This window comes from Bacillus sp. SRB_331 (assembly GCF_003264175.1).
Taxonomy (GTDB): Bacteria; Bacillota; Bacilli; order Bacillales; family Bacillaceae_G; genus Bacillus_A; species Bacillus_A mycoides.
Genome location: NZ_NADV01000029.1, coordinates 45,876 through 57,990 on the forward strand (window position 1 = coordinate 45,876; position 12,115 = coordinate 57,990).

The 12,115-nt window shown below is 33.4% G+C and carries 12 protein-coding genes and 2 pseudogenes; 7 read left to right on the top strand and 7 right to left on the bottom strand.

Annotation, left to right across the window (positions count from 1 at the left end; translation table 11 throughout):
• Positions 1 to 31 precede the first annotated feature (31 nt).
• A complete protein-coding gene (locus tag B5P42_RS18575) occupies positions 32 to 217 on the top strand; it encodes a hypothetical protein (RefSeq protein WP_113734882.1) in 186 nt (61 codons plus the stop codon).
• Between the two features lie 53 nt (positions 218 to 270).
• Here B5P42_RS18575 and B5P42_RS18580 read toward each other — a convergent pair whose 3' ends face one another.
• From B5P42_RS18580 to B5P42_RS32060, 4 genes are all read right to left on the bottom strand, one after another.
• Positions 271 to 723, bottom strand: coding sequence for a hypothetical protein (locus tag B5P42_RS18580; protein ID WP_113734883.1), 453 nt, complete (start codon positions 721 to 723; stop codon positions 271 to 273).
• Positions 724 to 859: 136 nt separating this feature from the next.
• Complete coding sequence (locus tag B5P42_RS18585) at positions 860 to 1,216, bottom strand: cytoplasmic protein (protein WP_113734884.1); 357 nt, start codon at positions 1,214 to 1,216, stop codon at positions 860 to 862.
• A gap of 129 nt (positions 1,217 to 1,345) precedes the next feature.
• Positions 1,346 to 1,969 carry an acetylglutamate kinase gene (locus B5P42_RS18590; protein ID WP_113734885.1) on the bottom strand — a complete coding sequence of 208 codons (624 nt, stop codon included), beginning with the start codon at positions 1,967 to 1,969 and terminating at the stop codon, positions 1,346 to 1,348.
• A 696-nt stretch (positions 1,970 to 2,665) separates the two neighbouring features.
• Complete coding sequence (locus B5P42_RS32060) at positions 2,666 to 2,827, bottom strand: hypothetical protein (protein WP_087947399.1); 162 nt, start codon at positions 2,825 to 2,827, stop codon at positions 2,666 to 2,668.
• A gap of 316 nt (positions 2,828 to 3,143) precedes the next feature.
• Here B5P42_RS32060 and recQ point away from each other — a divergent pair, with 316 nt between their 5' ends.
• Together recQ and B5P42_RS18600 are read left to right on the top strand one after the other, a co-directional pair.
• Positions 3,144 to 5,261, top strand: coding sequence for a DNA helicase RecQ (recQ, locus tag B5P42_RS18595; RefSeq protein ID WP_113734886.1), 2,118 nt, complete (start codon positions 3,144 to 3,146; stop codon positions 5,259 to 5,261).
• Positions 5,262 to 5,286: 25 nt separating this feature from the next.
• On the top strand, positions 5,287 to 5,670 hold the full coding sequence (locus B5P42_RS18600) for a gamma-glutamylcyclotransferase family protein (protein ID WP_113734887.1): 384 nt from the start codon (positions 5,287 to 5,289) through the stop codon (positions 5,668 to 5,670).
• Between the two features lie 144 nt (positions 5,671 to 5,814).
• Here B5P42_RS18600 and B5P42_RS18605 read toward each other — a convergent pair.
• Positions 5,815 to 6,219 (bottom strand): annotated as a pseudogene (locus B5P42_RS18605) (IS6 family transposase); the annotation flags it as partial.
• A gap of 98 nt (positions 6,220 to 6,317) precedes the next feature.
• Between B5P42_RS18605 and B5P42_RS18610 the strand changes: the two are divergent.
• The 3 genes from B5P42_RS18610 to B5P42_RS18620 are packed head-to-tail and all read left to right on the top strand — an operon-like array spanning position 6,318 to position 8,659.
• Positions 6,318 to 6,824 (top strand): FMN-binding protein, encoded by a 507-nt coding sequence (locus B5P42_RS18610; RefSeq protein WP_113734888.1) that lies wholly within the window; start codon positions 6,318 to 6,320, stop codon positions 6,822 to 6,824.
• A complete protein-coding gene (locus B5P42_RS18615) occupies positions 6,817 to 7,752 on the top strand; it encodes an FAD:protein FMN transferase (RefSeq protein WP_113734889.1) in 936 nt (311 codons plus the stop codon). Before B5P42_RS18610 ends, B5P42_RS18615 begins: the two co-directional genes overlap by 8 nt.
• On the top strand, positions 7,739 to 8,659 hold the full coding sequence (locus tag B5P42_RS18620) for an RnfABCDGE type electron transport complex subunit D (protein WP_113734890.1): 921 nt from the start codon (positions 7,739 to 7,741) through the stop codon (positions 8,657 to 8,659). The genes B5P42_RS18615 and B5P42_RS18620 overlap by 14 nt, the downstream gene beginning before the upstream one ends.
• Positions 8,660 to 8,761: 102 nt before the next feature.
• Here the strand turns inward: B5P42_RS18620 and B5P42_RS18625 are convergent, their stop codons facing one another.
• Positions 8,762 to 10,018 (bottom strand): sensor histidine kinase, encoded by a 1,257-nt coding sequence (locus B5P42_RS18625; protein WP_113734891.1) that lies wholly within the window; start codon positions 10,016 to 10,018, stop codon positions 8,762 to 8,764.
• Positions 10,011 to 10,695: pseudogene (locus B5P42_RS18630) on the bottom strand (response regulator transcription factor). The gene B5P42_RS18625 and the pseudogene B5P42_RS18630 overlap by 8 nt, the downstream one beginning before the upstream one ends.
• A 495-nt stretch (positions 10,696 to 11,190) precedes the next feature.
• On the opposite strand from B5P42_RS18630, the gene B5P42_RS18635 reads away from it, so the two are divergent.
• Complete coding sequence (locus B5P42_RS18635) at positions 11,191 to 11,778, top strand: hypothetical protein (protein WP_113734892.1); 588 nt, start codon at positions 11,191 to 11,193, stop codon at positions 11,776 to 11,778.
• Positions 11,779 to 12,115: the final 337 nt, after the last annotated feature.

Sequence of the window (12,115 nt, forward strand, 5' to 3'; positions counted from 1 at the left end):
TTCTAATATTGTATTAGGGGGAATCATATTCATGTGTAATAATTGTGGTTGTAGACGTAGAGATTGTAATAGATTTTGGGATGATTTAATGTTTGGTAGATGTAGACGCAGAGATTTTGATGATTGTGGTTGTAGACGTAAACGTGACTGTGATTGTGATGATTGCCGTCGCAATCGTAAACGTGACGACGATGATGACAAATGCCGTAAGTGGTAATTTTCTTTGAAAGAGTACTTTGAAGTAAAGTACTCTTTTTTTGTATGAACCTTTTAAATTCCTTTTTGAACGGATTTCTTTTCAATTCCCCATGAATCTTGTTTTATTATTTTTAAAGCTACATTCGTACCATTAGATTCTGTATAAAAGATATATCCGTGGTTTGATTTAACGTAAGTTGAAGGTTCACTTGTGCAATCTTGTGAACAAGATTTATTGATGAGCTCAATTAATGATAGTTCGCCCGGATCGGTTTTACTTGCATCTATTACGATATCAAGGCTCGTTTTACGATAACCTTGTAAGTTTACATGAAAAGTGTTTTCAATTTCTCCTGTAATGCTAGTATTCATGACTTCAACTGAATTTTTCTTTTCTTGAAGAAATCCGTTTTCATAAAGTAATTTTGTATATCCAAGCCATGCGATTAAAACTAGCATGAAAAACATACCAGACATTTTTAGTGTTCGAAGCCGTTTACTAACAATTGTTTCTGAGTATTTCATTCAGTCTAATCCTCCAATGTTTTTAATTTAAAGTATGCCTGGGTACATACATTTAGAAGAGGATGAAAGGTAACGAGTTCTTGATTCAAAAAAGAAAACATCAAAAATTAGATGCTTTCTTTTTGAATGATTATTGTTATCTGTTAGTTACTTGTTTCATAAGAGGTCTTATTTCTTTATCAGGTGGTTTTTTATCATAGGCATCAACGTAAGAAAAGTAATAATTTAAGTTTCTAAGAAGTCCTTTTCCTATTTTAGCGCTTAAGAAAGGGAATACTTGTCCGGTATAATCATCGAGAGATTTACAGTAGTATTTTTCATCTAAATATATGCTGTATTTACATGTTAGTTCTACTAATGAGTTACCTTCATCATCAAATACTTCCTTAGAATCAATAATGTCTATTAATGCGAATTTTTCATTCAGATAAACTTTCTTCTTTTTCTCGTGTTTATTTGTGAGGATAAATACGAGACCAATGGCGTTAATCAAACTATTTCCTCCTATAAAAAACGGATATTAATAAAATATATCGATATACGTTAAATGTAAAGAGGAGTGGTGAAATATCATTGATAGAAAACTAAATAAGCCGATTTGTTTTTTCAAATCGGCTTATTTTTATTGAAATACTTGCGGAAATTGTTTTACGATTGCATCTGTTATAGTATCAGCCATTTCTAATGCTTCTTTTTCAATTTTATCGTAAAGTTTTACTCCTGCTTCATAATCTTTATTTAGGAAGGCAAGTGCTTCTGCTTTTGTTAGTGCTAAATGTTCATAAAACATTTTTCTAAATTCATCTTTATCTATATATGGGTTGATACTGTTAAGAAATTCAGCAATTTCATCCCCGTTAGCGTACCATTTTTTTTCAATAGCGGCAGCTGCGTTTTGATCACCAGCTTTTGCGACTTTCACAAGATCAGCTGCAATTACTAAATGGTCTTTAATTAATGCACTATATTTTTTTACTGCATTTTCTCCGTAGAATGGTTCAAGTGATAGCCCCATGTGTGTTGCATTTTGTAGAAGACGTCCAACAGTAACGTTTACGTCTGGCAAGTTAAAGATGATGCCTATAATGGCTAATCGCGTCCAAGTGACGTGTTGTTCCCATAAAGAACGCATATATCCTTTTAAAAAGTTTTCGTTTTTACTAACTCGGTAATTTCGTACAAATGAATCGAAGTTTCCATTAGTGATATGATAAGGGGAGTAATATGATTGCCAATAAGTATACATAAATAGTTACACTCCTTTGAACATGTATATCTCACAATATGATAAATGTTATTTTTAAGTTACGTGTCCAAGAGTTTTTGGAGAGTTGAAAAAGGAGAAAGTTGAAGGTGAATAAAAAACATGATTATGATATATATGAATCAAAAGAATTTTAAAGTAATAGAGGTCCTGCAAGGGAAATTGCAGGACCTCAAAAGGGTATTGCCGAGATGTCGGACTCGACTACGTAATATTAACATAAAATTTTTTCAAAATAACCTGGTAAATGTGTCCAAATGAGAAGGGTACTTTTTAATAAAGTCAAAGGGATCTGCTTCCCGCAGCAGATCCCTTTAACTAGATAATGTTGATGAGCAAAGACTCATCTAGAGTACCTTCATAGTAACAAATGAAATTCACTTTGTGTATTGAGAAAAAATGAATTGCTCGTATGAATGTAGCGGATTTATATTTTGCTTTTTGGAATTATAATCATTTGTGGAGAGCGGAATAGGGTTCTAAAATGGAGAAAAGACTTTTCAACCAGGCTACGATACATTGCAATATGTAAGGATAAAAAAGACCTGCTAATTTAAGCAGGTCAACATAAGGGGTTTATCTAACAGATTATTATATATGGTAACAACTGTATTGTAGTAAGTCTATAAGTTATATGTTGAGAAAATTTGTTTGAATGATATATATTTGGCACATGTATTAACGTTTAAAAAGTTGAGAAAGGAAATTCATAAGCTTGCTATAAGAAAATAAGGGCTGATACTTATAAAATGATTCATATTTCCACGCATCATTATTAGAAAATTGGAGTTTTTCATTTGACTCTTTAGGCTTGATGGAACTATTGTAACTACGTTTCATAATTTAACCTCCTCAAATTCACATGTATACGATTAGTAGTATTCTAGGAAGGCGAATAAAATGAATATTTATATTGAAATTCTTTCTTCTTGTATACTAGATTTGTGTTTTATATGTTGTAAAACGTAGAAAGCAACTAAAACGCCGATACTAATTAATATCCTTAACGAAGAGAAACTTAGAATAATGAAAAAGGATGGCGAGAATCAGTTTGATGATAGATTATATATAACTCTTTCATTCAGCACTTTCATGACGCATAAGTGATGATATAATAGGAATAGATGAAAGATATAGAAAAGCAGGTGACTCTTTTTTGTTTACAAAAGCACAAGAACTTTTAGCGTCTTATTTCGGCTATTCGTCATTCCGAAGAGGACAAGATGAAACAATTAAAAATGTATTAGATGGGAAAGATACAGTTTGTATTATGCCAACGGGCGGTGGTAAGTCAATTTGTTATCAAATTCCCGCATTAGTATTCGAAGGAACGACATTAGTTATATCACCTTTGATTTCACTTATGAAAGATCAAGTAGATACATTAATACAAAACGGTATTTCCGCTACATATATTAATAGTTCTATTTCTATTACAGAAGCGAATCAACGAATTCAATTGGCGAAACAAGGACATTACAAATTGCTTTACGTGGCGCCTGAGCGTCTTGATTCTATGGAGTTTGTTGACCAACTTATCGATATGAAAATTCCAATGATTGCGATTGATGAGGCACACTGTATTTCGCAGTGGGGTCATGATTTCCGTCCAAGTTATTTACATATACATCGCATATTAGATTATCTTCCAGAAAAACCGCTCGTTTTAGCTTTAACGGCAACGGCAACACCACAAGTACGTGATGATATTTGTAGCACGCTTGAAATTAATCAAGAAAATACAATTATGACAACGTTCGAGCGCGAGAACTTATCATTTTCAGTAATTAAAGGACAGGATCGTAATGCGTATTTAGCAGATTATATTCGTCAAAATCAGAAGGAATCTGGGATTATATATGCAGCTACAAGAAAAGTAGTCGATCAGTTATATGAAGATCTAGGGAAAGCAGGAGTTTCTGTATCGAAATATCATGCAGGTATGAGCGATCACGATCGAAATGAACAGCAAGAACTCTTTTTACGAGATGAAATCAGTGTGATGGTAGCGACATCTGCGTTCGGGATGGGGATTGATAAATCGAATATTCGTTACGTTATTCATTATCAACTTCCGAAAAATATGGAAAGTTACTATCAAGAGGCGGGACGTTCTGGTCGTGACGGGTTAGATAGTGAATGTATTTTGTTATATTCTTCTCAAGATGTGCAAGTGCAACGCTTTTTAATTGATCAATCAACTGGAGAATCACGTTTTTCAAATGAACTAGAAAAATTGCAAAATATGACCGATTACTGTCATACAGAACAATGTTTACAATCATTTATTTTGCAATACTTTGGAGAAGAACCGAAGGAAGATTGCGGCCGTTGTGGTAATTGTACGGACGACCGTGAAAGTATTGATGTAACGAGAGAATCACAAATGGTTCTATCTTGTATGATCAGGACGAACCAACGATTCGGAAAACAAATGATTGCACAAGTATTAACTGGATCGAAAAATAAGAAAGTCATTGAATTTAATTTTCATACTTTGCCAACGTACGGTCTTTTATCAAACCGTAGTGTAAAAGAAGTCAGTGAGTTTATTGAGTTTTTAATTTCAGACGAGTTGATTGCAGTTGAACATGGTACATATCCGACATTAAAAGTAACGGAAAAAGGGAAAGAAGCACTACTTGGTAAAGTGAATGTTTTACGCAAAGAACGAGTAGAAACGAGACAAATTGTTCAAGACCATCCTTTATTTGAAGTGCTTCGTGAAGTGCGTAAAGAAATTGCGCAAGGAGAAGGTGTACCACCGTTTGTTATTTTCTCTGACCAAACGTTAAAAGATATGTGTGCGAAAATGCCACAAAGTGATTCCGAACTCCTAACTGTAAAAGGAATAGGAGAACACAAACTTGTGAAGTACGGGTCTTACTTCTTACAAGCAGTTCAGCACTTTATTGAAGATAATCCAAACTATGCTGAATCAATTAAGACTGAAGTTGTTTCAGAGCGTAAAAAATCAGGAAAAGCGTCAGCGAATTCTCATTTAGAAACGTATGAAATGTATAAACAAGGTATTGACCTAAGTGAGATTGCAAAAGAACGTGATCTATCAAGACAAACAATCGAAAACCATTTAATTCGCTCTTTTGAGGATGGAATGGAAGTAGATTGGCAAAGTTTTGTACCAAAAGAGTATGAATCTCTTATAGAAACTGCTGTACAAAATGCAGAAGGTGGTCTGAAATCTATTAAAGAACAGCTTCCAAATGAAGTGAGTTACTTTATGATCCGTGCTTATTTACAAATAAGAAAGTAGAGACATATAAAGGGGATAGGGATTTATGTATCATGTTTTCGTTTATGGCACGTTAAGAAAAGAGCAAACGAACGCTCATTATATGCAAGGTGCAACATGCATCGCAGACGAAGCATGGACGTATGGCAAATTATTTGATACAAATGAAGGATACCCTGCAATGATTTGTTCAAATGAGGAAAAGGTGTATGGAGAAGTTTACGAAGTAAATGATGATGTTCTGCAAAAGTTAGATGAACTTGAAGAATACACTGGTAATGCAGAAACAGATTTATATGACCGGATTACGCAATCAGTCTTTTTTGCGGATAGAGAAATAAATGTTTATGTATATGTTGCGCAAAATGAACGGATGTTACAGAAACTTATTATTTCTGGTAATTGGATAGAGTATCAAAGAGAGAAATAAAATATTTATAGTTATATGTAATGTAAAACCTGGATGGTGGAAATTTAAGTAAATCTACTATCTAGGTTTTTTATTATGGATTTTATTTTAAAATTCTAACTATTGTTGAAATATGTGAATTATAGGAAGTTGATAAGGGGGCTTTTAGTAGGGATTAGATATTTCATTTCGCACCTGTACTAGGGTTTCTACGCCAGAAAGAATGGATGTAGCTGTATCAAAGTATCTGAATCCTAACATAGAACGGATTCGCTTCTTTATAAAGCGATGAGCTTGTTCTACTATGTTATCCAAATACTTTTGTTGTTTAAGTCGCATACCATCAGGTATGCTTTTTTCTTTTTTTAACTGTGCAATTGCTATAGGATAAGCTGGATTCTTATCGACTTTTATAACAAGAGACTTAGAGATATGAATAGACTGCAAAGCTTTCTTGAAAAAGCGCTTTGCAGCCTTCTAGTCTCTTGTTTTACTTAGGGAAAAATTGGTCGTGTTTCCTTTCGAATCAACAGCATGATATAAATATATCCATTGTCCTTTTATTTTTACTAGGGAGAAGTTTTTAAAACTTTTTTAAAAATAGCCATGTAAAATTAGGAATAGAGATTCAAATATTTTTATTTATAATGATGCTGGAGGTCATGAGGATGGCTAAAATAGGAAATAAAATGATTACACTATGCACAGTTGCTGTAGGAATGATTTATACAGCAGGATATATTGCTACGGAACCTTCAAAGGCAGAGGTAGAACAGGCTTCCAAAAATATAACTGCATCTATGCCACAATCAAAGGGGGCTGCTAGTACTGCCGATAGTACAGCTAAAAATATTAGGAGTATTTATAAAGATGGAACATATTATGGCCAAGGAACAAATCACATCGGTTCAGTAGCAGTAGTGGTTACAATTCAAAAAGACAAAATTACATCAGTGAAAATCACAGACTGTACCACTTCTTATTCTCAATCTTATATTGATGAATTACCTCAACAAGTCCTAAATCGGCAAAGTACGGATGTAGATGTGGTTTCTGGAGCAACAAGAAGCACAGAAGATTTTCAAGAAGCGGTTCAGGATGCTTTATTACAGGCGAAGCAAACTACTGTATCTTATAATAAACAAAATACAGAAAGTGTGACAGGTAATGTCTAATCATATTAGAAAAGCATATGAGCAATCCGCACTTTGTATGGGGACAATTATTCATATTAAAATAGCCACATCATGCACAGAAACATATATAAAAGAAAAAATGAAAAGGGCATTTCAAGCGTTCTACTCTGTAGAAGAAGTATGTAGTCGCTTCCATCATCAAAGTGAGCTCAAACGTTTGTCTATGCAAAGTGGTAAAGCTATGCAAGTCAGTTCTATTCTTTTTGAAGCCATTCGTTTTGCATGGCAAGTAGCTGATTTAACGCAAGGAATATTTGATCCAACGTTAGGCCATACACTTGAGAAATACGGATTTAATCGTCATTACTTAACGGGAGAAGAAATTATTTCACCTCTAGCTACGAAAGAGCCTGTTAGTTATCAAGATGTGATTTTAGATGAAGAAAAACGGACTATTTTGTTAAAAAAACCGCTTTTGTTCGATTTAGGTGCTGTAGCAAAGGGATTAGCAATTGATTTGGCAGTCCAAGAACTACGTGATTTTGAAGGTTTTGTCATCAACGCTGGCGGAGATCTTTTTGCTAGCGGTACGAATGAAAGGAGCGAACCATGGGTCATTGGTATTCAGCATCCTTTCCAAAAGGAGAAAACAATTTGTAATGTCCAGCTGACCGATAAGGCCGTTTGCACTTCTGGTAGCTATGAGCGAAAAAGTTCTGTTCGTATGAATGAGCATCATATCATACATCCACATTTAGGGACGTCTCAATCTGATATAGTAAGCTGTACTGTAATCGCACCTTTTACGATGATGGCAGATGCTTTTTCAACAGCAGCTTTTCTATTAGGCAAAAAAGAAGGGGGAGCGCTACTGCAAAATGTTGATCTTGAAGGTATATGGATTACCTCTTCTTTAGACATAAATATGACACAAGGAATGGAGGAATATTTGAATGGACATGGATAAAAAAGTAAACGTAATGCGTGAGGCGGGGCATAAATATATTCGTACATCAAAAGGATATGTTATCGTGGATGAAACAAGAGAAAGCATGCGAAAAAAACAAAGTCATAAACCTTTTATGAATCCTAAAAGATACGTCTTGGTTATGCTGCTTTTATTAATGATAGTAGCGCAGATAAATGCGGCTGATCATATAGGCCTTGTTCATGCAGGGATCGCAGTTGTAACTGCAATATTCATAGATACCGTACTCTATATGCCCAAAAAACGAAAGTTCGTATTTCCTGAAGGGGCCGCTATAACAGGGTTGATTGTGGCGCTCGTATTAAGTCCAATGGTTTCATCGTATATTTCTGCATTAACAGCAGCAATTGCAATTGCATCAAAGCACCTATTTACCGTTAAGAAAAAACCTGTTTTTAATCCTGCAGCTTTCGGATTACTTGTCACAGCAGTTTTGTTCTCAAGCGGACAAAACTGGTGGGGAGGACTATCTATGCTTCCTGTTTGGTGTATTATGTTTGTCTGTATCGCGGGATTTTTTGTAACAAAGAAAGTGAATAAATTCCCACAAATTTTTTCATTTTTAGGTGTTTATTTTCTTATTCTTCTGATTATGGGTATTGTAGGAATTGAACATGTAGGTGATATGCTAAGATTCCCTTATATAAATTCGACCTTATTCCTAGCGTTTTTTATGCTTACTGATCCGCCGACTTCCTTAGGTAAGTATAAAGATCAAATTATATTTGGCGTCATTGTAGCTGTAGCGAGTATAGTTTCTTATATGATATTTGGAGGATTAGTTTTTCTGTTAGTGGGCATATTGGTTGCAAATGGATGGAAAGCATGGAAAATTTCTAGAAATAAAAAAACAATAGGTGCGTCAGCGACTTCAACGGCGATTTAAAAAATAAAAGTGCTATCTTATTCATTTTTTTATAATTAGCTCTATATGAATAAAGGGTGTCAAGTTATAGGAAGAAAATCCTCTTGACACCCTTTATTTTAATTATAGTGGAAGTTTAATGATAATGCATGTCCCTTTATGCAATTCACTCTGGATTTTTATTTCGCCATTATGAGCTTCTGTAATCCAATTAGCTATAGACAAACCTAATCCTGTTCCGCCTTCAGAACATGTTCTGCTCTTATCACTGCGATAGAAGCGATCAAAAATGTGAGGCAGTTCTTCATTCGAAATACCGATACCGGTATCTTCTATTATGATGAAGACAAAACTTCCATCCTTGTTACAGGTGACTTTGATTTGTCCATTTTTGACATTATATTTTATGGCATTATCCATCAAAATAATGGGTAGTTGATGAATCCGTTCAGTATCTCCTTTATACATTAACTTTTCATCTATATCTGTAATAATAGAAATATTCCGCAACTCTGCAATGGGTTCAAATTGATGAATGATTGTACTGACTAACTCTCCTATTTGAAACTCCTTTTTTTGAATAAGTAGTTGATTCGAGTCTGTCTTTGCGAGAGTTAGTAAGTCCGATACAAGTTTATTCATCCTTTTTACTTCTTGCAGTACTTTGTAAATAGTCATACTTTCTTGTTCAATTGTATAGTGTGGATGACGGAATAATAATTCCAAGTGTGTCTGGATAACAGACAACGGTGTTCGCAGTTCATGGGAAGCATCCGCTGCAAATTGAGTTTGCTTTTCCCAGGATTGTTGAATTGGAACAAGTGAACGATTCGCTAAAAACCATCCTATAAGTAAAGAAATTACAAACCCTGCGAGGCAGCCTCCGATAGTCAATATGAGCAAATTTTGTAGTATAGTTACCTCTGTATCTATATTTAAGACAATCTCAATTGTATGGGCCGATTTTATCCCGATATCTTTTATGTAACTGGAAGAAGATTCAAACTTAAGGATACGATAACTATGGTTATTAATTGTTTGTGTCCGCAGTTTATTATCCTGAAACCGGGAAGGTGAAAAGGCATCGATATCAACAGAGAAGATTGCATTTTCTGGTATGCTTTTTATGAACTGTCCGTTTTTATCCCAAATCAAGTAAACAATTTTGCGTTCTGCTTCCCGTTTAGAATCATGTTCTTTAATAATATGATTCATACCTTCTTGCTGTATTTCTTTAGATACGCTGTAAATTTTTGAATCGATTTGTGCATAAATAATATGATTCATGTACATATACAAAATGATACCAAATATACATAAAATCAATGAAAAAACAACGGTGTTTAAAGTAACAAGTTGTATTTTTGTTTTTTTAAACATTCTGGTCATTTCCTTTGAATATAAACCCGACACCACGTACGGTATGAATGAATGATCGATCATGAAACACACTTAATTTTTTTCTAAGATAATGGACATATACATCTACAACACCAAGCCCTACGTCAGAATCTAAACCCCAAATGCGGCTAAAAATTTGATCGCGAATTAAGATTTGTTCTTTATTTCTTAAAAAATATTCAAGTAGTTCGTATTCCTTAATAGTCAAATGTAATTTGTGGTCGTCAATGTATCCGTCATGTTCATGTATGTGCAACCGGATAGGACCGTAGGAAACGTTTTGATCTCCAATTGTTCCTTTATCGCGTAACAGTACACGTATTCTTGCTAGTAACTCCGGTACTGCAAACGGTTTAATTAAGTAATCGTCTGCACCAACATCTAAACCTTTTACTCGGTCTTCTACACTATCCTTAGCAGTAAGAAGAAGAATAGGTGTTTTAATCGAAGCAGCACGTACTTCTTTCACAATTTCAAATCCATTTTTTTTCAGGTAGCATAATATCTAAAATAATGGCATCGTAAATATTTTGTTTCGCCATGAATAATCCTTCATCACCGGCTACAGAGAAATCAATTTCATATCCTTCTTCCTGTAAAATCGCTGTAATTCCTTCTAAAAGTGGCTGGTCATCTTCAATTACTAAAACTTTCATTATGTTCATCCGTTCTGTTAGGTTTTTAATATTACATATCTTATTATAAAAGATTCATGTGCCAAGGGTGAATATTTTATAATTTGGTTTTAAGGTGAAGCTGTAATTCAAGAGTTTTTCAAAGGGTGGTAGTAGTTTAGGATTATAAGTATAAGATGTGTTCTGTTATATTGATTATTAAGAAGAAAATTTTCAAAAGGGTGTTATGATAGCGAGGTTTGATTTGTTGTAAATTAGAACACGATATTAATGTGTCATATAAGATAAAAGTTGTTCTGAACTTTTATCTGTGTTTTCAAATATTCATGAACAAGTTCTAAAATACAGATATTCCAATATTTTTTAGCAAACATGATGTTCATAAACTGTATATGTAATTTAATGTTTATTTAAACGTTAGTTTTTATAATCCTTATCGTACAAATTTCTTAGAATGGTGTTGTGCGCCTTACATACTATTATTAACATGTAAATTAAGAAAAGGAGAATATAGTAGTGGATAGATACTCTTCTTTAAATGGTAAAAAACATAATTTTTTACTAAATTATATTTCTAATCGAAAAGAACGAAAAAGAGTTATGATCACATTTGGTGTTGTTGCTATACTATTTTTGATAGGTTTTTTATTTATCTCGTATTTTTATGAACAATGGTTAACAGAGAATATGCGTGGTTATAAAGGGACTTTCAAAAAAATGGGTTCTATTGCGCGAATTGGATTCTTTGTTACTTTATTAATATATCCTATTTTCTTATTATTAAAGTGGAAACCTTTTAGAAAGATAACTTTAGGGAAATTTGAACTAAAAACCTTATTACAATTTATAGGTAGATTGGTTAGACAATGGCATGTACCATCTGCTATCTTATCTACAGGTATTGTTTTACTACATGGTTATATGGCAATATTAAAGGGAATCAAGTGGGATTTTACTTATTTTTCAGGGGTTATAACTATTTTTGTTTTATTCCTTTTGATGTTTATGGGCTTGAAGAGATATAAAAAGAAAGATAAGAATTTGCATTTTAAAATAGCAATTGTTTTTTTTATTTTATTTATGTTACATACTATATTTGCATGAAAAGAGGTTATCTTTATTCGCGGTTGCCCCTACATTTTGAAAATCCTGAAGAATTTTTTAGCATATGTTATTATATAAAATAACTATAAAATGAATAACTTAAAAAAACGCGAATATTTAAAAGCTGCTATCTATACAGATGGCAGCTTTCGTCATTTTAGAGGGATTTTAATTTTTCTTCTCAATAAAAATATAAAAGGAGCGAGTAACAATGAATTCAGAAGGACAACATTATCAACCAAGAATAATGTTGCTAGCTTTTTTAATGTATAATGACAGGTTATATCAATTTCATATCAAGCGGATATATCGTCAATCCCTTATTTCCTTCCTTCTT